General features: G+C 37.9%; 20 protein-coding genes and 3 pseudogenes. 4 read left to right on the top strand and 19 right to left on the bottom strand.

Going from position 1 to position 25,438, the window contains the following annotated elements; all coding sequences use genetic code 11:
• Positions 1 to 173 precede the first annotated feature (173 nt).
• The 12 genes and pseudogenes from J7I90_RS11095 to J7I90_RS11040 all read right to left on the bottom strand — a co-directional run bounded on the left by J7I90_RS11095 (position 174) and on the right by J7I90_RS11040 (position 11,166).
• Complete coding sequence (locus J7I90_RS11095; protein ID WP_214771545.1) at positions 174 to 341, bottom strand: hypothetical protein; 168 nt, start codon at positions 339 to 341, stop codon at positions 174 to 176.
• 293 nt (positions 342 to 634) lie between these two features.
• Entirely contained in the window at positions 635 to 1,645 is a 1,011-nt protein-coding gene (locus tag J7I90_RS11090) for a Vgb family protein (RefSeq protein WP_214771543.1), read from the bottom strand.
• A gap of 858 nt (positions 1,646 to 2,503) precedes the next feature.
• Positions 2,504 to 3,172 (bottom strand): annotated as a pseudogene (locus J7I90_RS11085) (IS110 family transposase); the annotation flags it as partial.
• Between the two features lie 288 nt (positions 3,173 to 3,460).
• Positions 3,461 to 5,014 carry a YndJ family protein gene (locus J7I90_RS11080; protein ID WP_214771541.1) on the bottom strand — a complete coding sequence of 518 codons (1,554 nt, stop codon included), beginning with the start codon at positions 5,012 to 5,014 and terminating at the stop codon, positions 3,461 to 3,463.
• The gene (locus tag J7I90_RS11075) at positions 4,983 to 5,594 is read right to left on the bottom strand and encodes a DUF4166 domain-containing protein (RefSeq protein WP_214771539.1); all 612 of its coding nucleotides are present in this window, start codon (positions 5,592 to 5,594) and stop codon (positions 4,983 to 4,985) included. The genes J7I90_RS11080 and J7I90_RS11075 overlap by 32 nt, the downstream gene beginning before the upstream one ends.
• Positions 5,594 to 6,508, bottom strand: a complete 915-nt coding sequence (locus tag J7I90_RS11070) for a DoxX-like family protein (RefSeq protein ID WP_214771537.1) — start codon at positions 6,506 to 6,508, stop codon at positions 5,594 to 5,596. The genes J7I90_RS11075 and J7I90_RS11070 overlap by 1 nt, the downstream gene beginning before the upstream one ends.
• Positions 6,509 to 6,933: 425 nt before the next feature.
• Positions 6,934 to 7,368 (bottom strand): SRPBCC family protein, encoded by a 435-nt coding sequence (locus J7I90_RS11065; protein ID WP_225989259.1) that lies wholly within the window; start codon positions 7,366 to 7,368, stop codon positions 6,934 to 6,936.
• 460 nt (positions 7,369 to 7,828) lie between these two features.
• On the bottom strand, positions 7,829 to 8,485 hold the full coding sequence (locus J7I90_RS11060; protein ID WP_214771534.1) for a uridine kinase family protein: 657 nt from the start codon (positions 8,483 to 8,485) through the stop codon (positions 7,829 to 7,831).
• Between the two features lie 73 nt (positions 8,486 to 8,558).
• Positions 8,559 to 9,068 (bottom strand): annotated as a pseudogene (locus tag J7I90_RS11055) (nucleotidyltransferase domain-containing protein); the annotation flags it as partial.
• 239 nt (positions 9,069 to 9,307) lie between these two features.
• Positions 9,308 to 9,787: a VOC family protein gene (locus J7I90_RS11050; RefSeq protein WP_098936073.1), complete on the bottom strand. Its 480-nt coding sequence runs from the start codon at positions 9,785 to 9,787 to the stop codon at positions 9,308 to 9,310.
• 212 nt (positions 9,788 to 9,999) lie between these two features.
• Positions 10,000 to 10,467: a VOC family protein gene (locus tag J7I90_RS11045; RefSeq protein ID WP_214771532.1), complete on the bottom strand. Its 468-nt coding sequence runs from the start codon at positions 10,465 to 10,467 to the stop codon at positions 10,000 to 10,002.
• Positions 10,468 to 10,797: 330 nt separating this feature from the next.
• Positions 10,798 to 11,166, bottom strand: coding sequence for a hypothetical protein (locus J7I90_RS11040; protein WP_214771530.1), 369 nt, complete (start codon positions 11,164 to 11,166; stop codon positions 10,798 to 10,800).
• A gap of 458 nt (positions 11,167 to 11,624) precedes the next feature.
• Between J7I90_RS11040 and J7I90_RS11035 the strand changes: the two genes are divergently transcribed.
• Entirely contained in the window at positions 11,625 to 12,074 is a 450-nt protein-coding gene (locus tag J7I90_RS11035; RefSeq protein ID WP_214771527.1) for a hypothetical protein, read from the top strand.
• A gap of 290 nt (positions 12,075 to 12,364) precedes the next feature.
• Here the strand turns inward: J7I90_RS11035 and J7I90_RS11030 are convergent, their stop codons facing one another.
• The 6 genes from J7I90_RS11030 to J7I90_RS11005 form a co-directional block, all read right to left on the bottom strand.
• A complete protein-coding gene (locus J7I90_RS11030; protein WP_214771525.1) occupies positions 12,365 to 13,048 on the bottom strand; it encodes a hypothetical protein in 684 nt (227 codons plus the stop codon).
• Between the two features lie 138 nt (positions 13,049 to 13,186).
• Complete coding sequence (locus tag J7I90_RS11025; protein ID WP_214771523.1) at positions 13,187 to 13,438, bottom strand: hypothetical protein; 252 nt, start codon at positions 13,436 to 13,438, stop codon at positions 13,187 to 13,189.
• Positions 13,439 to 13,770: 332 nt separating this feature from the next.
• Positions 13,771 to 14,148, bottom strand: coding sequence for a hypothetical protein (locus J7I90_RS11020; protein ID WP_214771520.1), 378 nt, complete (start codon positions 14,146 to 14,148; stop codon positions 13,771 to 13,773).
• 218 nt (positions 14,149 to 14,366) lie between these two features.
• Positions 14,367 to 15,569: an IS110 family RNA-guided transposase gene (locus J7I90_RS11015; RefSeq protein ID WP_214771517.1), complete on the bottom strand. Its 1,203-nt coding sequence runs from the start codon at positions 15,567 to 15,569 to the stop codon at positions 14,367 to 14,369.
• A gap of 275 nt (positions 15,570 to 15,844) precedes the next feature.
• Complete coding sequence (locus tag J7I90_RS11010) at positions 15,845 to 16,012, bottom strand: hypothetical protein (RefSeq protein WP_214771514.1); 168 nt, start codon at positions 16,010 to 16,012, stop codon at positions 15,845 to 15,847.
• Positions 16,013 to 16,508: 496 nt separating this feature from the next.
• Complete coding sequence (locus J7I90_RS11005; RefSeq protein ID WP_214771511.1) at positions 16,509 to 18,665, bottom strand: serine hydrolase domain-containing protein; 2,157 nt, start codon at positions 18,663 to 18,665, stop codon at positions 16,509 to 16,511.
• 294 nt (positions 18,666 to 18,959) lie between these two features.
• Here J7I90_RS11005 and J7I90_RS11000 point away from each other — a divergent pair, with 294 nt between their 5' ends.
• A complete protein-coding gene (locus J7I90_RS11000) occupies positions 18,960 to 20,753 on the top strand; it encodes a helix-turn-helix transcriptional regulator (protein ID WP_214771507.1) in 1,794 nt (597 codons plus the stop codon).
• A 675-nt stretch (positions 20,754 to 21,428) separates the two neighbouring features.
• Here J7I90_RS11000 and J7I90_RS10995 read toward each other — a convergent pair.
• On the bottom strand, positions 21,429 to 23,438 hold the full coding sequence (locus J7I90_RS10995) for a serine hydrolase domain-containing protein (protein ID WP_214771504.1): 2,010 nt from the start codon (positions 23,436 to 23,438) through the stop codon (positions 21,429 to 21,431).
• Between the two features lie 1,054 nt (positions 23,439 to 24,492).
• Between J7I90_RS10995 and J7I90_RS28130 the strand changes: the two are divergent.
• Together J7I90_RS28130 and J7I90_RS10990 are read left to right on the top strand one after the other, a co-directional pair.
• Positions 24,493 to 24,577: pseudogene (locus J7I90_RS28130) on the top strand (carboxypeptidase); the annotation flags it as partial.
• A 91-nt stretch (positions 24,578 to 24,668) separates the two neighbouring features.
• Entirely contained in the window at positions 24,669 to 25,208 is a 540-nt protein-coding gene (locus tag J7I90_RS10990) for a VanZ family protein (RefSeq protein ID WP_214771502.1), read from the top strand.
• Positions 25,209 to 25,438 lie beyond the last annotated feature (230 nt).

The raw sequence follows: 25,438 nt of genomic DNA, 5'->3' as shown, positions 1-25,438 counted from the left end.
TAATTTGTAATTATTGTGAAATAAGTTGCTTAAACTGGATTTATTAGCGAAATGGCTCTTTTAGTATATTATTTTCTTAATGAACTACCCTGCCCCGTTAGTTCATTAAGAAAAAATCTGCCTTAAAGACAGCTCCAATTACCACCTAACGAATAAGAAAAATTCTTATGTGTTTATTTTCCACCTAAATCTTTGAGTTGATTTTTTATTTCTTTAAGTTCGGACCTTAAAGCCTTAACTTCTTTAGAATTGTCAATCCCAATACTTATGGCATATTGAACAATAAAAAATAGAATAACTAAACCAACAAAGCCGTAAAAAATTGAAAGTATAATATCCATAATTTAGCTCTCCTAATAAAATTCATTAATTTAATGTTACCATAAATTAGTAAACGTGATTGTACTTTTAACATAGCTCTTCTTCAAGTAACCTGCCCCGATAGTTGCATAAAGAAAAAGCTGCCTTAAAGGACGGGCAGCTCCGATCTTCAGCTAAAGCACCCGTTAGCTAAATAAGGAATATTGTTTAAAAAATCACAGAAATGGTAAATATAACCTTTCAGAAGGGTTACACCTTGCCCAAAAAAGACCGGTCTAAATGTTAGAACATTCGTTCCTTATATATTCAAATATTAACTACTCTCGTCAACATGATGGTGATGATGGTCACTGCTCTCTTCCTGGTCATGCTGGTAAGCTAGTGTACCGGGGTTTGTATTGCCAAATGTTAGATACCACGGCATCCCTAACGGTCCACCCGCTGAAGCCGGTGGCACGAACACATCGAACGTTTTATGATGATGATGGAGGTTGTATCGCCGCACCGAACCTGTGTCGGGACCGTCACCATTAATTGGCACAAACAGTTTTCCATCAGGACCAAATAGAATTGCCTGCGCAAAGGCTCGTGGCTGCCCGACGAAATCAAGGTTAATCTTGTCGAGAAACTTGCCCGTTTCACCGTCGAAAATCAGAATTTTGTCCGTGTCACTCGCGTCCCTTCTGAAACTGGTGATATAGAGGTTGTCGTCGGGACCGAAGACTAAGCCTTCTGGACGGTTGAGGTCGTTAACAGTGTTGCTCTCAATGAATACTCCAAGGAACTTCCCAGTTTTCGGATTAAATCGCAGAACAGCGCCACCTTCCGGCTGTGGCAGATTGCGTACGGATACATACAGCACGCCGTCGGGACCAATGACCAAAGCACGAGGATGGAACTGTCCAGTGAAGCCGGAGTGGTCGAGGTTTCCAAGAAACACCCCTGTGGTGCCATTATACAACCGTACTTCTCCCGGCACGTCTACGTCACCCATGTCCGCCACAAACAGGACATTTTTCTTCGACAGAACGATGCCGCGCGGTGCAAACGGGGCGCCTGGTGCATTCGATTTGACAAGTTCCCCCAGAAACGCACCGGTCTGTCCATTATACTTCAAAACGTCACCATTCTGAGGTTGTCCAACGTTTTGGTTCGTGACTAGGAGATTACCCACATGGTCGAAAATCAGTCCTCGAGGACCGCTTAAGCCATTGCTGCCGGATGCAACAAAACTGCCAAGAAACCTCCCCGTTTCTGCATCGAAAGTCTTCACGGTGTTGTCTGAGCCGTCACCAATGTAGAGAAAGTCATTTCGTAATTTCATTACCGAAAAAAACTCCCTTCTATTAAAATTTTTTAGATTAAAAAAGTAATTTTAATCTTATTTTAATATATTCGTTTGAGAGCTTTTTGTATGGGATAAACTCGCTGATAAAACAACACAATTTTAACTTTACGTAGTACACACCAATGGTCAGCTACTTCTCTCCTTACTACTTTCATCGTAAATGGGATGGGTTACGTGTGGGATGTTGCCTTCGCCTACGATTAAGTCGGCAATACCCAAGAACATAGTCGTCTCTGATCCTTGTAGTAACTGATACTTATTGTTCTTCAACTAAACTGCCCTTTAGTTTAAGTACATTCTTTCACAATCTCAATAGTGTAGAGCCTTTTTAGACACAATCCAATCCCTACAAAATAAAGTTCATAATTTCCATATGACTTGTATCAAAATGATTATCGTTGTAAATACTCATTTTCCTGATGTTACCCCATTGCCATCAAGTTAAAGTTTTGTAGTACCCCCAGAATGAAATTTTGGACTTTCTGTAACTTATAAGCTCAATTTATCGTTTTTTTTGGGGGGACCTATTTTCTTAGCTTGATGGGCATGGTACCCCAAAAGTAAAAATTGATATGGAAGAAGTGAGAACAGTTGCAAATAACTTAACTAAAGAAAAACAAGTCGATAAGGTACAATCACTAAAGTCTTTTCAGTGAAGTGTGTTCAAGAAATAGCTAGAAAAATTAAAGAACAAGAGCAGAATAACGACAAAGATAAGACGCTCTCAAACTCTTTCAAGATAATTGATTCCAAAAAACGATAGCCGTATTTTACGTCTATCGTTTTAATTTAATATCAAAGTAAAGGAGTGTTTATCTGAGGAAAGTTATAATGTTGTACCACTTGTCTTAAGGAAAGTAAGAGCTCTTCATCCGTATAATTTACAAGTTCATGTGGCAAGGCTTCTAGCTTTAGAAAATGAATAGCTGCCTTGCCTTCCCAACTTTTGAACACCGTCAAAAATTCAGGAAAGTAACGATCAAGCCAGTTATGAACTTGTCCCTGAACGACCTGTAAATCAACGTTGAGAAGATCGCGAAGTTTTTTGGCCACTCGGAGTTCTGCATAAATTCCTTGTGGAATTGTTGGTTCGGCGTATCTTCCGTCCTTGACTAACTGTGCGATGACTTTTGCATCTTTCACGTCATTTTTTGTAGGTGAATTATCGTCTAATTCTTTACTTCGTTTAACATGTAGTGGATTGACAGATACGAACTTAATATTATTCTCTTTTAGAAGATGAGCTAGATTTAACCAGTAATGACCAGTTGGCTCCATGCCTACAATCACTTGATTTAGCTTGAACTCTTTAACAAGTTGGTTAATCCAATCTAGAAACGAATGAAATCCTGCTTTCGTATTTTCAAAGAAACACGTTTTACCCAGTTCCAATCCTCTAAAATCTTGTGCTCTCGCGACATGATTGTGCTTGGCGATGTCAACTCCGACAATTAAGGTTTCAGAAGTAATTTGAGTGATTTTATGATTTTGGTTATAATTCATTGTGAGGCCTCCGATAGATGTTTTTGTCCTTTTTAGCTGGCCAGCTCAGGACACATTCATCTTATCAAGAGGTCTTTTTTCGTTCAAACCTCATTTTCAGTTATTACAGGAATGCTGCCCCTTTAGTTCATTAAGAAAAGCGATCCTTATTAAAGAATCGTTCCCTTTAATGGAATAAGTCGTATCAATTCTTGTATAAATAATTAGAAAAAACTATTCTTTAATTCATCTAATTATTAAATTTCACGTCTTTAAATCCCTCCAAAAAAGCATTAATAACCTACATCATCATTTTTGATTAATGGTGTAATCAATATGTAAGAAAGGAATTCCAAAAATCCTCATTTTATGATGTGCTGTGAGTATTCCTGCAATTGTTTCATTAATTAAAAAGTGCTCAGATAACGGAAGCTTGAAAAGCGCTTTGCCAGCTGCTAAATAAATACCAGAGTCACTTTCTCCATCGCTCGAAAGAATAAGTGATCCATCGATAGCGTCAAGCTGTAAAATACCAATCATTGACGAATAGGGAAGAGGAAGTGCTATATTCATATACGTCCTGCCCTCCGTTTTATGCTGAGAATAAATGGCCATAAATACGGTATTCCCCTTCACCTGGCGAATCCATGCGCGTGGATTTTCCCTCCCATCTACCGTTTGATCAACAGCACGTATTTTATATGTCATTTCAGTACGTTTACTTGAGATGGGTAAGTTCAATTGCTGTAGTTTTGTACTTATCAATTTATAGCACACCGCAAACGGTATAAACCAAGTTGCCCATTTTACAGAAGCAAATAACCGATACTGATCTGTGTTCTCATAAAAATGGACGATTGTTTTTGGTAAAGTTTTGACATCAACAAAATCACTTAGTTCATCCACTAGTCCTGGGTGTTGCTTACCTGCTCCTTTTAACGCACCTCGAATTTGGCTCACTGGGAAATTCCAGACATCCTGCTTCGTTTTAGGAGGCACAAGCACCCAACCGAGTACGCCTAACATGCCAAAAATCAAACAGTTAAATAAGCCATGAAATTCTAGCATAAAATCAATACTAACAAACCAAAGTCCAAACGAATTATTTGTCGCATAAAGCAATGAAAATAAGATTGTGATGCCTAGTGCACTGAATGATAGCCGTATCAATATCGTCTGCAAGTGTGAAAGGAAGCGTGTTCGGTATGCAAGTACGATTAAGGTGTAAATGGCAAATATGTATAGCAATACAGAGATGAATTCTAGTAATGGCGAAAATGAAATGCCAATGGCGACGAGCATGGGACCTGCTAAAATAATAGGCACAATTAATCGATACCATGTTGAATCGTGTAAGCGTCCAAAAAATCCAAGAGATATGGGCAATAAGAAGGCAGAGTAATGAAAATGAATAGCTGTTAACCAAGTGATTAGTGGACTAAAACCTGTATCAATTCCCGCAATATAAGCAAAGAACCATAGTCCGCCTACAAATAAATACATCATCCCGATATCAATCGATATTTCTGCCCAGTTTGTAAAACCACGCCGAAAAAAACGCTTTAGCCCATAACACGCCACAAAAAAGGTTAAAATCATATAAATGAAAGCGAGTACCATCTTTCCTGTACTTGATGGGACAACTTGCAATAAAAAGATGGAGAGCATAGCAATCCAATTGAAAATAATATGTTTCCTCTTTGTTTCTAATAGTAGCTGGAGCATAAGTGGCACGAAAATCAACTGTGCAGCTGACAGCATTAACAAATAGGGTTCAGATGTCAAAATGCTGCTTGCTATGAAAAGGAACACACCTGCAATGGTGATTGAACTAAACAGTCTGCTCCTTAAATTCGCCTTCATAAGCCATCAACCTTCCTACGATTCGGTTTCGTATATCGACTTGAATCGTAAATACTTCTCGGGCATCATCGTACCCTTCCTCAACGTTCACAACTCCTTCTAATAACCGAATAATCGGGAACTCTAGATTTCCTATAATGATACGTTGAGGCCCAGAGCGAATGTTTATGCGCCCTTCAGGTGTCACCACAAACTTTAAATCCGAATAAAATAAGCTCGGCTCCCCTAAATAATCCTTCACAACTCCACGCTTCGTATCTACCGTCATAAATGCATTAAAATGCCGAGTAATCTCTTCAAAATAAAAAGAACGCTCCCAATATATTTCTGCCGCACCAGTCGGCAATGATCTACAGGTATTTTTGATTGAAAACAGCACATCCTTCCCGTTTTCGGGAAAAAGAAATTTCCAGCGTGTTGCTAATTTTAAAAAGGGTTTTAGCCAGAAAGCCCCCGTTTCAATCTTTGACATCTTTCCGACCCCATTAAACGGTTTATCAATTGGCAGGGCATAACGCTCTTGTAGCTTAGGATGAAGTCTTTGAAAATCCTCACCTAAAAGGTCTTGGTAGATTGTCATTATGATTCACCCTTTCTCGTACGCTTGCAACTTGTCGCCGATGGCAAATCAGTTGCGAGTAAGAAGCTAATAATGGAAAGGACCCACAGACTAGCATTAAATGTAATAGGGTTAAACGGGTGTAATGAGAATGAAGGACTAGCGATCAAGGCACTGATGGTTAATATCGGAAAAGCAATCATCTGCAGAACAAGTAAATGTCTTTTCTTCCGATAAAGAAGCCACACCACTGCAAATAAAATCTCTAGAACGCCTATTATCCCTACCCCCTTTATAGCAGCAGTCCCCTCCAAGGAAGTTAAACTAGATAGCATCGATACTTCCTCAGGATGTTTGGCAATCATCTTCGGTATTAACCCATGATAAAGCCAAACAAAGAAAAAGAGCATTGTTACTATAGCGTTAATAATGAAACGTACATACTGTGATCGTGGCGATTCCCCCTTTTCAATCCAGCGTTTTAGCACATCAAAGCTTAGAGCTGTTGCCCACCCCATGATTGGCCGAAAAAAGAGGTCTAACAACCGTCCAAATAAACCATAACGTACATCATAGTCATATTGGGTGAGAAATGTGGTTCCGTTATCTGTCGGTATATATTGCCAATATCCTTTTCCTTCACAAATGGGCGAAATTCTTTGATCGGTACCAAAGTGAAGAGAAGATGTTTTTGAACCATCCTTCTTATTATGCGTACCGATACTTTTACCCCAGCCAGCGACCTTTACATAATATCCAAAATTCGTTTCATATAAAAAGGATTGCGGATCATCTTCTGATTTTTTCGGTAAATAGGTAATAGAAGAAAAACGCAAATCCCATTGTTCATGTAGTTCAGGCTTTTGAGTCATACGCCATACCTCGTCTATAGTTGCCTGAATTGGAATCTCCACATAGATTGGTTTGTTTTTCATAAATGTCACCTCCATTAATAAAGTAACATAAGTTTCAAAACACAATGTTAGAATTTATGAAATCTCTGTAAGAGTGATAGAGTTTGAAAGACAATTTAATTAACTTTTTTTATTGCTCAATTATCTGGTCCAATTGTTCAACAGAGGTCTAACAGCACTCTTCAACTATCCTGACCCTTTAGTTGCATAAAGAAAAAGCTGCCTTAAAGACAGCCCTGGTCTTGAACCAACGCACCCGTTGGTTCATTAAGAAAAGCTATTCTGGAATATTGAAAATAAAGAGGCCATCCTTTTTGGACAGCCCCCTTTCCGCTAATTATAAAATTTCTAGTAGAGCTCATCATTATATTGGTTACTTCAGAATCTTACCATCTATACTTCAGAGAAGGTATCACCAAAATGAATTGGCTTTCAATCTTTGAAAACTATGAGAATACTGCAATTTTACGTGCGATAGATTCTGTTAAACGAGATGCTACTTTTGGAACAGCCCATTTAATAATTGGTGTTAACACCGCACCAGATAATCCGCCTGCATGGATTTCCACCGTACAAGTCATTATTGTTTTACCATTAACATCTTCTGCAGTGAAGTGACCGCTTCCTGTAAAATTATCTGATAAACCTTTTAGTTCAAACTTGATGTTTGAAGGTTCATTCCATTCGGTAATATCTACCTGCGCTTGTATTGTTTTTTTAATACCTTTCACACTACCTTCAAATGTCCAAATAGATTGCTTGTCATTTATGATTTCATGTTCTTTATAGGCTGGTACTGTCGTTGCCCATTTTTCGAGATCACTGACATAATCCCAAACTGCTTGTACATCTACTGGAACTACTACAGTATGCGTTCCCATTGCCACTATGATCCCCACCTTCACTATGTAAGAATTTTAACTTTACATTACTACAAAATAATTATTACATAAAAAGCATAAACTTACATCTCTAATTATACATAGCTTTCCTTCTTCTAATCCTCCAATTAATTGTAGAAACAAAATTTTCCAACCCTCTAAAATCTTGTGCTCTTTCTACATGATGTGCTTGGCAATGTAACTCCGTAGGTTTCAGAAGTAATTTGAGTGGTTTTATGATTTTAGTTATAATTCTTGGTGAGACTTCCATATAGATGTTTGTCCTTTTTTAGCTGGCCAGCTTAGGGCACATTCCTTATCAGGAGGTCTTTTTTCGTTCAAACCTCATTTTCAGTTATTACAGGAATGCTGCCCCGTTAGTTCTATAAAGAAAAAGCTGCTTTAAAGACAGCTCCGATCTTCAGCTAACGCACCCGTTCTAAACACAACAAATAGTTGATTATTTGCATTTAAATTCAAATGTATTTTTTTCAAGACATATTGCTTCATCAAAAGTTTTGATAATAATATCAAAACGCTGACTGTATGGTTGCATAAATACTTCGTACTGAGTCCGACGTTCTTCATGAGACTGCCTTAAATAATTGATATTGGTTCCTCTCTCAACAATATCACGGCTCGACCTTCTCATTAATTCCGTTTCACCATCTGTATAGAAGTAAATTTTTAAATCAAATAAATCTGGATTAATAAATGCGACACTCATTCCTTCTACAATCGTTACTTTGTTTTTCGAAGAAATTAACTCACTTTTCATATAATGCGTATCTATTGTATATAAATCTAAACCATCTCTAACCATCCGAACATCTCTTTCTAAAGAATGCAAATGATGAGCTGATGGATGGCAAGCCGTCATTTTATAACGATGATTTTCGTTTTGATATGTATAGTCGATAACTGCATGCTTTCGTATGTTCGAACTAACAATATATGGATCTGTATTAATATAATTCACTCCATTTTGATTTAGTAGGATTGCAAGCCTATTGGCAAACGTCGTTTTTCCAGCAGCACCATGTCCTGAAATGCCAATAACAATCTGTTCATCAGTCATTCTGACCCAATTTATGATATCTTGTAATAAATTATCCATCCCTCTCCCCCTGTCCATTATAAGAATTAAACCTAATATTCGCTTTTTCCTCTTTAAGCTCTTCATCAATAAGTTATGTTAAGAATTGAAGCCATTTATGTTCTGGTTCGTGCAATTGTATGGCATACTTAAGCCGTTTTTTCCTCTCATCATCTAGATTGTCTAATATCGCCATAAAGTCTTGGTCGTCTTTTTCTCTTGTGTTTTTCACTTTATATAAAAGTACAATTTCTGGATTTAGATAAGGAATCCCGGTATCCGAATAACTCCAAACTGACTTAAGTGGATAGGAGATCGTTAAATCCCTTCTGAACTTCCAGTCATCATCCTTTGTTTCATTTAGAAGTACCTCTAATTTATCTCCATTTGACTTATTTAAAGCGTGTACTTCATGAATAGGTAACTCTAAAAACTCATTTTCCCAAGCATAGAATTTACCTTTAATAACCTTTTTAAAGTCCCATTCTTTTAGATATTCCTTTAGGTTTAATTGGTCTTTTCGAAATAGGGCAATCTCAATATCTTGATGTTGTCTTGTTTCTCTACCGATAAAAAGGTCAATTGCCCAACCACCTGCAATGAACCACGTTTTATTAAATCCTTACATTAAAGAAGTAATACTATGACATTGTTCAAATGACATATAAATCCCCCAAGCTAAAATACTTATATCCTTAGTATTCTTTGTCTATTTTGAATAACCTCTATATTGAACCCTTATGCAACTAACCTGCCCCTTTAGTGCCATAAGAAAAAGCTGCCTTAAAGACAGCTCCGATCTTCAGCTAACGCACCCGTTAGTTGATTAAGAAAAATAAATAATTATGCTTTCTCTTTTGTTAATTCACTTTTAGCTAATTCCTCCCAATCTTCAATAGACAGCTTATCAGTAATATGTTTTAAAGCATTAGGAACTTCAACAGAACACATCATTTCCAAACTGTTACCATCAGGGTCTTCAAAGTAAACGGAACCATTTTCTTGAGATGGTCGAATAAATGGCTCAATAGATTTTCTACCACCAAAGGGCACGACTTTAACTTGAATGGAATCTAACCATTTTAAAGATTCTTTTAAATTTTCATATGAAACTCGAAAAGCAATATGTCGTAAGGAAGGATGGTATGGCGTTTGATACTCATTTCCCTCCCACAAACCTAACCAACTTTTTCCTTTTTGAATCCAAAAAAAAGCAGTTTCTTCATCACTCCATGCAAGTTCCAAACCCAGCTTTTTATAAAACTCCACTGAAACATCTAAATTTTTTACAGGCAAGTGTGCTTCAAATATTCCTTCTATCAAGTTCTCAACCCCTCTATAATTATGATATATTACCAATTATAGATAGTCACATGTCTTATACAACTAATCTGCCCCTTTAGTTCCATAAGAAAAAGCTGTCTTAAAGACAGCCCCGATCTTAAGCTAAAGCACCCGTTAGTTCACTAAAGAAAAGGATTGCCACAGCAATCCCCTTTTTAAATTCAAAAATCTTTTACTGTAGCAGAACGGAATTAGTTGTGATCAGCATTTCGTCTATACCAATCCTCTAATGACATCTCTCCAAAGGATTCCTCAAAGTCCAATCTTAAAGGAGCAATCAATTCAAGAGAATTTCCGTCTGGGTCATTAAAATAAATAGCTGCGTGAGCTTGTGGATTGTTATCAAGAACTAAAGGTTGTTGTTCTTCAGTTAAATCAAAGGCTGTACGAATTTCAATTCCTTTACTATTTAACCAATCTTTTGCTGATGTCATATCCTCTATATCTATTTGTAAGGCTACATGTCGTATTGAAGGATGGTATGGAATTTCTACCTGGTTTGTTTCCCATAGACCAAGCCAACTTTTACCTTTCTCAATCCAGAAGAAAGCTAATTTATCATTTTGATATGCAATTTCTAGATCTAACTTTTTATAAAATTTTATTGAGTTTTCAAGATTACTTACAGGTAAATGTGCCTCATAAAGACCTTTTATCATTTCTCGTCCCACCTCGTTATGATATCTATAAATTCCTTATATTTACTGTATCATACTAATATTTGGAATCTCTAGATATTAGTATGAATCAAGCCACATTATAATCATAGTTCTTGAGTTATTTGTTGAACTAACCTGCCCCGTTAGTTCCATAAGGAAAAAGCTGCCTTAAAGACAGCTTCGATCTTCAGCTAACGCACCCGTAGTTCATTAAGAAAATCTATTCTTATTAAAGAATCGCCCTTATCTTGAATAACAAAATTGTGTTTTCAATCCTAAAATAACTTAATCTTTACAATTAAAGTTGATAGTTTCTTTTAGCTAGATCAGTTATTCATTGGAAAGTTCGTCAATCGCTTGAACAGCCAGTTCCAACGCTTTAATTCTTCGTTCCAAAAGCGTTCTTTGGGGACTACTACCCGCCTTTAACTTGGCATAACTGTTCTCAATTGATGGAAGTAAACCAGTAAGAACATTGCGAGCTCCTACTAAATCTTCCTGGGTGTATTGATGGGGTCTTTGATTCCAAACGTTTTCTATTATGGCCAAGCCGATATAATTAGCTTTGAGTCGTTTCTTTACTAACGTAGTATTTGCGCCTTTTTTAGTCATCGTATCCAAGGAGTTTTCAAGTTTTCTAATTGTCGATTGAAAGGACTTTATTAATTCCAATTTATCTACATTTGATTCGTTATCCATGTTTGCACCCTCCCTTCTTGTCTCTGTATTTCACTTGCAATATTTTAACATAACTAAACGCTCCCCTTTGAAAGAAATCCTCAAGAATCTGGCCCAATTGTTGAACAAAGATCAAACAGCACTTTTCAACTATCCTGCCCCGTTTGTTTCATAAAGAAAAAGCTGCCTTAAAGACAGCTCTTATTCAGCTAGAGCACCGTAAGGATTGATTCTATACTCAACTATTAGCCATTGACATTCAGGACCAATGGTTATGTAAGGGATTTTATTTTGATTCAAATATATTGTTGTTAATTTGAAATAAAGATTGCATATATAAATTATTAAACTTTATTTCAAGCCACAGCTTTGTTGGTGCTTGGCCTTTGATATACAATATATGTAAGGGTGTTCAATTATTAAAATATGTTTCGGGATTCAATATTTACGATAAGGTTCAGACGATGGGAGGTTCCGTAGTGAAAAAAATTGGGTTTTTGTTTGGGATTATAGTTATTATAGGTATTGCGCTTTATTTAGTACTTGCTCAACCAAATCTTGAAGCGAATTTATTAGGAACAGGAGAAGATAAAAAGGTCATATTAGTCACTTTAGAAAACACGGGATTTCGTGATATTCAATTACTCGATATTCATGTTAACGGTACTCAAAAACCCAATAAAGTTAAGCTTCAAGTAAATAAAACTGGTAAAGGATTTGCTATTACAGATACTTTCGATAATCCAGGATATGAGTTTATAGATTATGACTCAATAGCAATTGAGCCTGAAAAAGTAGTGAATAAAAATAAAGAAGAAATTGTTTCTGTCTATGCGCTGTCTATAAAACATAGTGTTGAAGTTCATTCAATATCGGTGAGGTATAAATATTTAGGCAAAGAGTTTGAAGAGATTGCTAAGATAGATTAGTTCACGTTTGTTATATATTCGGATTCTGAAATATCTTCTTTTGAAATCAAGCATCAGCAAATGTGCCCTATCCACTTTTACTGATGCTTTTTCAATTGAACAATAGTTGTCTTGGAAATAAGGAAAAACTCATGGTCCAAGCTCATGTTTTCCTCCTTAAAATAAGTTCCTCGATAGGTTAATAATATCATTCCTTATTGAACTATCCTGCCCCGTTAGTTCCATAAGAAAAAAGCTGCCTTAAAGACAGCTCCGATCTTCAGCTAACGCACCCTTTACCTTAATAAGCATTAATCTTCTTCAAGAATATCTCCATTTACCAAAGTATCGTTTATTTGTGTAATCACTGTTCCTCTTGGTAAATTAGAAATGAATTTATCTAGGGTGAAATATTTCTCATCGTTTGAAAACAAGTAACACCCTGCTCCATCGTGAAAAATAGTGATAAATGTAGTTTCTCCCATTGTTTTGAAAATTGGAATCGACCGTTTTCTTTTTCTTCCCCATTCAATAACCTCCCCTAATTCGAACATTAAATTATCGGAAAAGGAAATTGAGTAAAATTCATTCTGAGCTGGTAACCAAAAAGTTTCATTTAATATAAGAGCTAAAGAATTTGAATCTTCTATCTTCGCAGTAAAGCAAGGTGGATGATATAGGTGTTTCCCAAGGAAATCATAATAAGTTCTTTTTTCTTCAAGGTAGTTTAACGTAAAATCAAATTTATTTTCTTTTAAGAAAGTAATATATTCGTCAGTCTGATCCTCATAAACAATGAAGGAAATAAATAGAGGATACTTGTTTTGGAAAAGTAAGAAGTCCAGTAAAAAGTTTTTATTTTCTTCTACATAATCTTCTCCGTCAACAGCAATAAAATAGGCAATATCTAGTTCCCCATCTAAACTTATATAATGTCCCAAATCATCTAAAAGCTTCTTTGAAACTCTTTCTTCTTTAATCCATATTTCTGCCATTTTTTACTCCCACTCATTTGATTTATAACTATTTTATTAACTTAATTAATAATAACATTTTTAGTAAACTATCCTGCCCCTTTAGTTCTATAAGAAAAGAGCTACTGTTCAGCTTCTGGCATTGAAGTACAGCGCCTGTTAGTCGATTAAATTAGCCAAAACAGCTAAAAAAATAAATACTGTAATCAAAGTCGACCAGCCTACTTTTCTTGTTACCGATTTCTGAAGGAATTTGATTTTAGATACAATAAAAAGAACACCAAAAAGTACAGTAAATATACATACTGATTTAAGCCAAAGAGAAAAGCCAATTTTATCAAGATACGGAGGAAGGAAAGTTAGTACAATAAAAATTGAACTACCAAACGCTACATTTTCCCATTTTTTCAAATTGTCTTGCCACCTTTAATTTTTCAAATTTTAAACAACACTCCTATAATAAACGTTTTTTTGGTTATTTATAAAAGTAATAATACTCTGTTTTCTTTAATTTCTTATGCAACTAACCTGCCCCGTTAGTTGCATAAAAAAAGGCTGCCTTAAGAGCAGCTCCGATCAGCTAAAGCACCTGTTTGTTCAACTAGACGGAAAGATCCACTTACATCACTATACTGCTAATTTTGTAAACAAAAAGAGCATTAACCCTTTTGGTCAACACTCTAAAATCGATTTAACATACATTAATAACTAATACATGACTATGCCAAGCGTAGATTTTAATATCAATCTTCATTATCTTCTTCATATAAATCGTGTTCACCAATATAAATAGGGCCGTTTGCATAATCAATTCTGATTGGCCATTCATACGGAACGGATAAACGGCTTGCTACACCTCTCCAAAATTTACTCGAATCGGTTTCAAAATCTTGAAACTCTTTTAATAGTTCTTTATATGACGAACCGTCGAATTGTATATTCATTTCCTGCAACCTCATGAAAGCCATATGTCTAATTTCAAGCTCAGCTGCCTTTTCCATTTCTTCATCAGTTGCCTCTTCGATAATGGTTCCTGGCGGAGGTAAAATAGCGTAGATATTATCTACTTCTTCTACCGTTTCTTGTGCGGGGATCGATTTATTTCGAATCCGATTAAGCATAAAGTCAACTCCTAATGGTTTTCATCTATTATATATAAGTCTATCGAGATACGTAAACTAAATACTATTCCTTAATGAACTAAACCAGCTAATAGGATGTCAATATCTTTCTCTAAAATTTTCATTTCCCTTATGATATACTATTTTTTTTTGTTCATGACAAATAACCCTCCAAAACCCTTTTGGAAGGATTTTTCTCTTTTTCACAAAACCGTTAATCAGGCTAAATCTAGGAATGCTTCTTTTCTCTTTAATAAAGCGTAAATCCATTGAAGCAACTTATTCATACAGGCAACGATTGACACTTTGGCCGGTTTTCCTTCTGATTTTTTCTTATCATAGAAGGCTTTAAGCTTTTTGTTCCTTGAACTTCTTATGCCACATAGTACGGCAAGATACAGAGAATGACGTAGTCTGCTCGAACCTCTTTTAGTAATACGATTAATGGTTGCCGTAAATTTACCTGATGAGTGAACACTTGGATCTACCCCAGCGAAGGCAACTAGTTTTTTCGGGTGATTAAACCGATCGATTTCACCAATTTCAGAGATAATCGTGGCTGCGATTTTTTCTCCGATACCGGGAATCGATTGGATGATCTTATATTCTTCCCGTTCATTTGCCAGGGCCACTATACGATCTTCCAACTCAGAGAGGTGTCCCTGGTAATGAAAAAGCAACTCAATATACATACGAAGATTGATTACGTGACTTTGATACACGTTTATTTGAAATGGATTTCGAGACGCGGAGTCCATTATTTTTTTTGCTTTTTCCCATGCCCATTCACCCGATCGGCTAGGACAGAACTCTATAACACTCTCTACTAGTTTACTTTCCCCGGCTGCTAATACCGCCTCTGAAGTGGGATATTCCTTTAATATCAATAAAGAAATCCTTGAATATAGATCCCCAAAAACCTTTCGGTATTCAGGAAACACTTGATCTAAAATGGTGTGAAACTGAAGTTTAGCTTCCACATACATATTCGTTACGATTTCCTGTTGTCTGGACAAATTCCGAAGGTCTAATAGCTGAATTCCCCTCATTTTATGAGGTTCTAAATCCTCTTTGTAATACAGCACACACAACTGGTACGCATCGATAGCGTCCGTTTTCACCTTCCGTAAGCTGGACTTCTTTGCCTGGTAAGAAATAATCGGATTTAGTAAAATATATGGAATCCCTTGTTCCTCCAGGTATTGAATAACAGGAGAATGGTAATGCCCTGTAGATTCTAAAATGACCATAGGCATTTGCCCTGTCACCTCTTCCATTTCTTTTAGAAATTCTAAAAAATGATCTAACTCCTCTTTGATATGCTTCATTGAAAAGCTCTTCCCATACGGTTTAGATTGATCTAAAAATGCCTGAACTTGGCTCTCTCCTTTTGCCACATCCAGACCAACAACTGGATTCATTGTTTTTTCCTCCTCTACTTACTAACCAGTACCCCTAGTCCTCCATGTAGTGTCATAGCTTCGCTTGTTATACGAGATCTGCGTCCCAACCAGCCTCAAACATGTTTCTACAAGTAGGGGGCGGACAGTTTAGTTCACGGGATCAAGTCCCACGCACCCGTACGTCCTACCCTGGCTACTGATATAATAGATTCTATTAAAAAAAGGTCAACCAGTAATTTTTACTGGTCGACCTTATAATACGAACGCACCCGTTAGTTCATTAAAGTTAGTTTTTACTTGTGATTTTTTAATATTTGAACCTCTTCTTCTAGTTTATCGATTTTTTGTTGAAGTTCTTTCTTAGGTTCTGAAATTCTTCGACCTAATATAACGAGGAAGCCGGTAATAGCAATAACTCCCCCAGCAGAAGCTATAATCAAAATCAAGGTAATATCAAACATAAAAACAACTCCTAATTTATTTTCTATATTGCAGATAGACTCCTTAATGAAGATAATTACGTTAATTTTACCATAAAAACCCACATTCGTTCTTCAACTATCCTGCCCCGATAGTTGCATAAGAAAAATCAGTCTTTTTTGTACGCACATGTTAGTAAATGAAGTATCTTAATGAAATCCAATAGATATCAAAAATTAACAACGATAATTTAATGAATGTTCCTTGTAAGAGCTACCTTTACATGAACATTCTTTTTACTCATTGGTAATTGTACAAAAACATATAATTTGTTTTTTGAGAACCATTCAACTTAACGTTTGGAACAACAAGAAAAATAAAAGGTTGATTCCTTAACGGCTTTTTTTAAGGTGAAATTTGCTTACTTTACAAAATTCCCGAAATGTTGGCAGTACCCCTTCCTTACATGAACAGACTGCAAATCTCAGCAAGAAAACCGACACCGCCCGAATAAAGGGCACGATGTCGGCTTTAAACTTAACGGCCAAATTCCTTATTGAATATTTTATCGCGAGCCGTCGAGACTTCCGGGGCCACCGAGTTGATGGCCGTTACCAAAATATGCTTCCCGCCTATAGGTCCGCCAACTCTCGTTTCAAATCCAAAAGTACCGCCGGCATGCCCCCAATAGGGTTGCCCGTCCGGCGTTTTTCCTTCATAAATCCCTAGTCCGACTTTACCCATAGGTGAATCTACTGCTGTGAGCATCTGGTCCATCATCTCTTGATTTAAAAGTTTTCCACCTAAAAGCGCACTGAAGAAGGTAGTCAAATCATTGACTGTTGAAACCATATCTCCGGCTGCATTTGCCCATGATTGATTCACTTCTGTCAAATCATACAAATGACCCGATTTGTCCATATTATATCCTGTGGCATGCTCACCTGGAATATAGGAACTATTCCCCATCACGAATGTCCCTGTCAGCCCGAGCGGTTCGATGAACCTTTTCCTGATCTGCTCCGCATACGTATCTCCTGTTACCTTCTGAATAATTTGACCGGCTAGTACTGTATTGATGTTGGAATAATTCCATCCCTCCCCTGGTGCAAATACAGGTGGCTTTGCAAGGGCCAAACTGATAAGCTCGTCGACGGTATAATAACGAAATGGATTTTGAGGCAAGGTAATATCCCGCATATTCGAATCCGTATAGCTTGCAAGCCCGCTTGTATGGTTTAATAACTGACGAATCGTAATTTTTCTGCCGTCATACCCGTTACCCTTTATGACACCCGGCAGCCATTTTTCGACCGAATCATTCAGGTTCAATTGTTTCTCCTCAGCCAACTGCAATACAACTGATGCGGTGAACGTCTTCGTGATGCTTCCAATACGGAATGAAAAGTTCGGCTCCACCGGGCGTGGTACTTCGTAGCTGGCTGTACCTGTAGCGTAGGACCAGCGTTTCCCGTCCTGTAGCCCTCCAGCCACGACACTCGGGACTCTTTTGTTGGTTATAACCTCATCCATGACGCATTTGACTTCTTCCCGATGCTTGCTTTTCTTTTCCTTCCCCTTGAGTTCTTTTTTGGCTTCTCTTGCGAATTCCGACGCTAAAATTTCGTTGATATGTTTATCCGCATTTCCTAGTACATTGATATTTATAGAGATGACATGTTGACCGTCTTCCGTTCCGCCTGCAAAGTTGGTGAATCCGGGAATACCGCCGCCATGTCCCCATACGATGGTACCGTCCGGCAGTTTTGTTCCGTGTATGCCAAGTCCATACTTTCCATATGGGGAGTCGACTGTGCTGGTCATCATTTCCTTCTGTATCTCTGGTTTCAACAGCTTTCCGCCTAATAAAGCGCGGAAAAACGTCGTCAAGTCTTCCCCTGTCGAGATCATTTCCCCGCCGGCGTTAGCGAATGATGGGTTAAGCACAGTAATATCTACTAATTTACCTCCACTGTTCAAGTAGCCTCGTGCATTTTTTTTCGGAATATCCACCGAGCTACCAGGGAGGAACGTTTCTTTAAGTTGAAGCGGTTCAATAATTCGCTTCTTAATCTGTTCGGCATATGTTTCCCCGGTGACCTTCTTGATAATGAGCCCCATAATAACCGCATTCGTGTTTGAGTATGCCCATCCCGTTACCGGCTCTAGCTCCAGGGCCTGGGCAATTAACTGTTCGGGTGTATAATTTTTGCCTGGATTATCGAGTAATTTAGTCTTGAGTTCTGGAGTCAAGTAGTCTGGAATTCCACTTGTATGATTTAACAATTGACGAATCTTAATTTTATTGCCGTCGTAACCCTTGCCCTGCACAAGCCCCGGCAGCCATTTCTCCACCGTATCATCGAGACTTAGCTTCTTCTCGCCAGCAAGCTGCAAGGCAACCGTAGCGACAAACGACTTCGTTGTACTTCCTATCCGGAAAGCGGAGTCGGCGTCCACCTTATGGTTTCTTTCAATATTCGCTTCACCGGAAGCATATGACCAGCTCGAATCTCCTTTCTTTACGGTATTGATAACGCCTGGAATATTGTCGGTATTGGCAGCTTTATCGATAGCATGTTGGGTTGGCGTACACGCCGCTTGTACAGTTCCATAACTAGGGTATACCATTGTACCCGCCAATATAGCTGTTAAGGTAAGTGCTGCTCCTTTTTGAATGATGAATGATTTCATAATGCATCGCTCCTATTATTTTGGAATGTTGTGTTGCTTCACTCCCTAACCTTATCCCCAAAGTTGTTAAATCGGACAGTGATGAAACCGCCAAACTTTTGATGACATCGCGCTCGACCCCTTCATTACATAGCATGACAAACTGTCAACAATCTCATGTGACGTGTTGACAGCCAATTTCTAAACCATTCCCCCCTCCTTTGCTTGACGCATCGGTAGTTATGGTACATGATAGCTCTGAATCATTCGAAATTGGTTTGCAAAAAAAAAACAACAAGTAGGTGTACATAATCCGTGTTCTCCATAATGAAAAAATGGTTCTGGTATGATTGGATATTTTTGGCCATACGAACGCTTTGGCTGATCATAATCGCAAGCGCTGATTTTATCAACCCTTCATTAATCGATGCATCTCTTTGGATTGTTCTTTCTCTTGCCTTTTTCGTTTACCTCGTTCCATTAATCGTCCGCTATAAGAAAGAAGACCGGTATCCTGCAGTCGATGTCACGGCAGCGGGCATTTTTCATCTTTATTTGGCCTACGCAGCACCAGGTTTGCTTTGGTCTTTCGTTTTACTCGTGATGATTATCGGCTTGGCGAGCAGTCGAAAAACCTATATGTGGACAGGTCTCCTCTGTGGAATCGCATTCCCGGCATTGAACGGTTGGATTGCTGATCGTCTCCCGTATGAGTTTATCATTAGCTGCACCCTGGGTTTTGCCATCGGCATCGCGTTTAATATATTAATTCAGTCCCATAAGCAAGCCCAAATTATTCAAGAGCAGAAGCAGTTGCTGGAGCAGCATATTGGGCGGATTGAGGAGCTTACACTGATTGAGGAACGCAGCCGGCTTTCACATGAGCTGCATGACACGATTGGCCATGCACTTACCTCGCACATCTTCGGTGTCGAATCGCTGCGATCTTCCGTACCTGCTTCGCAGATCGAGAGAGTCGATTCGCTTGTCGGTATTGCCCAGCACAGTCTGGATGATATCCGAAAGCATCTGCACCAGCTTTCTCATACTCCGTTAAGCCATTCGTTAAGTGAATCGCTGCGGCAATTAACCGAAAAGTTTATGAAGTCGACAGGTGTAACGGTCAAATTTCGTGTGATTGGCAGTGAGACTCTCGTTATGCAAAAAATAAACTTTTGTCTGTATCGCTGCCTTCAAGAGTCTCTTACAAACGCGGTTCGGCACGGCCAGGCGAACGTGATATCCGTTCAGCTTCATTTCGATAGTCAGCAGGTCCGGTTACAGATCGAGGATAACGGCATCGGAATGGAAGAAACCCAATTCGGATTTGGGCTCAATGGGATGAAGGAACGGCTTGAACTATTTCACGGCACGCTGTCCATTCATTCCGGGTCTGGGCAAGGAACTTTAGTCATATGTAATATTCTGTTGCAGACAGAGCCAGTACATGACACAATCCGCCTGTTGATCGTTGATGACCAGGCGATCATTACCGACAGTTTGAAGCAACTTTTGGATCAGCATGCTGATTTCACCGTCGTTGGTAAGGCGGGGGACGGGGGCGAAGCATTAGAACATTGTGAGCGATTGCAGCCCGATATCGTGCTAATGGATATTCGCATGCAGGAAATGGACGGGCTTGAGGCTTTACTTGAGATGAAACAACGGTGGCCTGATATGAAGATTGTGCTCATGACAACGTTTGAGGATACCTTGCAGGCGACAACTGCATTGGAGCACGGGGCGGAAGGCTACATGCTGAAGTCGATTCATCCGCGGGAGATGAAGGAAGCCTTGAAACTTATTTATAACGGTGGAACCTGGATCGACCAATCGGTCGCTACGCGAGTTTTCGAAGAGATGAAACGTCAACGCGAGCAATTGGAGAAGATCGGCTCAAGTAAGGAAAGCTACCCGTATGGGCTTACGAAACGAGAAATGGAGATTCTGGAGCATCTGTCAAACGGCCTGCGCTACAAGTCAATCGCCGCAAGGCTATTTTTATCGGAGGGAACGGTCCGCAATTACTGCTCGAAGCTCTACTCGAAGCTCGACGTCAACAACCGTGAAGAAGCAATAAAAATGGCGCAAACGGAGAATATCGTGTAGGAGCAGGAGAACTTTTTCGATATTTCTCTTGTTTTTTTCAAATGCTTCTTCCCCGCAATAATCAAATCGTTTATCAACCTTAACAATTAAAGTCACATAATAGTAGTTTGAGTAATTATAGAAATTTAAACTGTTTTTCAAAAAAAAGCACATTAATCCTCCTTGAATCAACACACTAGTTAAATTTTTAAGCGCCTTGTATGTTTTTTTATTTTTAACACGGTTCTTATTAAACCCTTTTTATATGTATCTAAGTCAGAATGTTTAATAGATTAACTACAGGAATGCTATCCTGCCCCGATAGTTCATTACGCGGAAGACCAAAATCAAGTATTGATATCGCATTTTTTTTAAAACATCGTGACTTTTTTTCAAAGCTACCAAAAAGCCCTCCAGTTAATTTGGAGGGCTTAGCATGCGTTTTTTCCATAATCATATACTAAGTCTTTCTGAATTGATTAAACATAGAAGAAACTCATTCAAAATGGAGGATGGAGAAATAACAGCTGTTATGTTTATGGAAATTAGAACAAAAGATTAACACGTTTTATAGAAAAATGAAGGAATACGAAAAAGAAAAGTATCTCTCCTATAGGAAATGCTACTTTTCCTCCTATTGTAAGAATGATTGTACTCCCCTTAAATATTTGCTATGACTCATGTTTGGATGAATCCTTACTTCTGCTTAATAGGCAAAGCATGATAACCAAAAGCCAAATCGAGTAAGGCACTCGCTTCTTGACGTAGTAACAGATCCTTGGGACGGAAGGTAAAGGTTCCGTCGGTGTGGATGGTAGTATCAGGGTCTACGATTCCTTGTGAGGCAAGTGCTTGAATGGATTGGACCGCCCAGTCATCCGCAGCATCAAGCAATTTTACTTGATTGGCTTGTTCAGACTGAATCTGCCTTAAGTTTTGAATCATGGCTGCTGCGACTTGTCTGGTAATCGGAGTCGCATGGTCATATCCTGGTATACCAGTTATAAATTGCTTCTTGGCCTCTTTGGCGTCATCTGGGAAATTGCTCCATCCATGTGCAAGCAACAAGGCATCAGCAAATTCTCCTTGTGTCATGGTGCCCATCGGATCGAATAGATTGCCTGCTTTAGCATTCATGATGTTTAAAGCATGAAGGTTGTCGATATGGCTTCTATAATTACTATTTTGCGGGATATCAGCAAAAGGCGATTTGATGTTGATTTTCTGGGAGTGAGCGGTAAAGCCTACCCCTTTAGGGTTGGTGTAATAAAAATATGCGATTTCTCCAGCCGTATTTTTTTTGAAAGCAACCTTATTTCCTTCCGAATCCTCAAACAACAACGGATGGATCATTTTGAGGACATGCCTTCCAGTTTTTTCATCCTCCATGACCAGCGCCCCATTTTCATAGGTAAAGTGGGTACGAATCGCAAATATCCGTGTGTTTTGGTACAAGCCCAAGTATTTTTGAGCTTCTTTTCCCTCTAACGGGAGATTTATTGGTTTCTCCACCTTGTGAGCAGGGAAGTAGTGATCCATAAACTCTTCATACACGTCTTTACTCATCATAGTGGCATCATTATTGTAAGACATGAAAAATGCGGTTTTCTGTTCAGGAACCAAAACCATCAAAGAAGAATGTCCCGGCATATTCCCTCCCTTTAATGCCACGTGTTGACCGTTAGCAAGATCATTGAAATACGTTTCAAATCCAACTGTCGCAATAGGAATCGTCTTATCTGCGAAAACTTGGTAGGCATGCATCATATCCATGCTTCTTTTACTTACGATTTCTTTACCTCCAAACTTTCCATTCTGTAGCTGCATAATCATGTACTTTGACATGTCTTCTCCAGTGGACAAAATGCTTCCTTGTGGTGCATCTGTTAGACCATGCCCACTTGTTGGAATAGGATCGCCAGTGGGACCGTAATGTGTAGCCATTCTCTTGAGAAGATCAGGCGTAAAACGTACATTTGTAGACTTCATGCCTAATGGTTTAAAAATATTCTTTTCCATATATCTTGAGAAAGATGAGCCCGTAACATTCTCCACTGCATATCCTGCGAGTGAAAATGCGAAGTTGTCATAGGTATAAGCTTCACCGGGCGGCCGTACCACCGTCGGCATATGTTTAGAGAAAAACTCCTTCATCGGGATATCTTGATTAACGTATTCGGGTCCGGTTATTGTAGTGATATCGGGAAAATCCACGCCGCTGGTATAGGTCAGCATATCAAACAGGGTGAGGGGTTTTCCTGTTTTATTGGGTATTTTCAATCCACCGAGATATTGTTGTACATCTTGATCTAGTTTAAGCTTTCCTTTATCGACTTGTTGCATCACGGCCAAGGCAGTAAAAGTTTTCGAGACTGAAGCAATTTGGAAGACCGTTTCCTTATTGACGGGAATCTTCTTTTCTTTATCTGCATAACCGTACCCTTTATTGATGACGACCTTTCCATCATGGACGACGACAAAACTTGAACCGTTTACATTGTACTCCTTCATTTTTTCCTCAAATAACGGATCAGCAAAAGATTCTATTTCTTTTGCATTATTGGGAGCTTTCGTCATTTGGACATCGGGCGTGGATGTCGATGGTTTTGATTCTCCAACTTCTAATGATTGTGGGGAACACGCAGAAATCATGCTAGTTGAAGTGAGAAGAATTGCGAGACTGAGTGTATTGATTGCTTTTTTCATTTTCGGACTCTCCTTTGTTTGGACTGAAAATTTCTTGTCAGCACAACGAGTGGTCAGCTCGTCAGTGTATAAACCGAGTGTAGCAAGCGGAAAGTCATTGTAGCTAGTGACCTTTCGTCATCTTCATGCATGACATAGAGCGTAGTACCGATAGTTTTATATTCATGACCTATAAATCATGACACTTTGACACTACCGTATGTAACAGGCGAAAAGTTAGAATCGAAGAATAATGTATTAGTAAAGAAAAGAAAGAGGAGGAGAAATTCTAATGACGAAAGAAGCAGCGCAAGATTTCTACTTTTTGTCGTTTAACTTAGGTTCTGGATTGTTTTACGAAACAAATAAACGCAATACCAAAATTCAATAACATCTGCCTCTTATTTTCCTTTTTAAAAAAACTTTCAAATCCATCCATTATTGAACCAATTCCTAATAAAAGATATATATTTTTCATGAAATTAAAATTAAGCTCTTTAAATATCTAATCAGTATGAATGGTTTAGTACTTTCTCTTTCTTCAAAAAACAATCCCATTACATATTTCAACTTATTTGTCACTAAATTTCCCCATAATCTACAAACTGAATTTAATGAACTATACCATAAAGCAAACGGGTCTTCTTCAGCTAACGCCCCCGTTCGTTCATTAAGAAAAGCGATTCTTATCGGAACAACTTTATCGACGTGATTACAATTTCTCTGGCCGTATGCCAAAATTCATTTTGAATAAAGTTTGATTAAAATTTTTTCTGTAAACTCCAAGCTGTGGCTAATAAAAGTAATCACAATGGTTTCCTTTCCTTTTGAATGGACTCTTCGTCTTCTAAAAGTTTAATCAAAACTCATGTAGAAATCTTTGATTGAAAAGAAAATTATCACAACTTTATACAAAACTTCGCATTTCAAGACACAATTACCAATGGCGGATCCCCAAGAAGATTAACAATAAATCCAAAGTAAAAATTTAAGAAAAATTTAATGTTTACACCACTTTTTATTTTAAAAGTTTTTCCTATCCTATAAACAAGTCACTTCATGGAGGAGACTAAAAATGAAAAGGTGGGGGTTTTTATTGGTTTTTTGCATTATCTTTTATTTTTAAGTTATTACCGATATCCCAAGATAAAGTAGAGGATCCGAAAAACTTTCGGAGATGATAGCATAGTGTAAAGTAGGTTAAAGCATAGAATATAAATTGAAAATGAATTAGGAATTGGGGATCTATATATGGAAAAATCAAAAAACAATCAAAATAAAGTAACTGCTGGCTTGTTGGCCATATATTTATTTGCATTAACATGGATTATAGTCTTTAAAATGCAATTTTCATTCCAAGGCTTGCCGGATTTTAGGGAAATCAACTTAATCCCTTTGGCTGGTTCAGCTAATGTTAATAATCAAATAGATTTTAATGAAATAATCTATAATGTACTTGCATTTATCCCATTGGGAATTTATATCAGTATGCTAAAACCAAATTGGTCTTTCTTGAAAAAGATTGCAGTAATAGCAGGAGTTAGTTTGTTATTTGAAGGATTGCAATTCATCTTTGCTATAGGCGCTAGTGATATAACTGACTTTATGGGGAATACTTTAGGTGGAATTATCGGAGTTGGAGTTAATATTGTATTTTGTAAGCTGTTCAGTACAAAAGCAAATAAAATCCTTAATGTTTTAGCTTCAATCGGAACGATATGCATTGTTGCATTATTGCTGTTTTTAATATATCTCAGGATTAGTGGTGTTATTATTTATAAAGTTTCCTAAGTAATTGGAAAATTGCTGTTCATGAAAATTAACAGAGGGTATGCCAGCAGATTCTTTATTTATAAAACAAGAATGACAAATATCACAAGCCACCTATTTTTGAGGATGGCTTTTTTAAATTCTATTTCTCTAAAAACAGAAAACATCCTTCTTCAACAAACTGTCCCAATAGTTGAAGAAAAGTCAAAGAGCACTCTTCAACTATCCTAACCCGTTAGCCATCCATGAAG

Source organism: Bacillus sp. ISL-57, from assembly GCF_018613135.1.
In the GTDB taxonomy this organism is placed as follows: domain Bacteria; phylum Bacillota; class Bacilli; order Bacillales; family DSM-1321; genus Peribacillus; species Peribacillus frigoritolerans.
The sequence above is the reverse complement of the archived record's forward strand: the minus strand, read 5'-3'. Positions and strand labels throughout refer to the sequence as shown.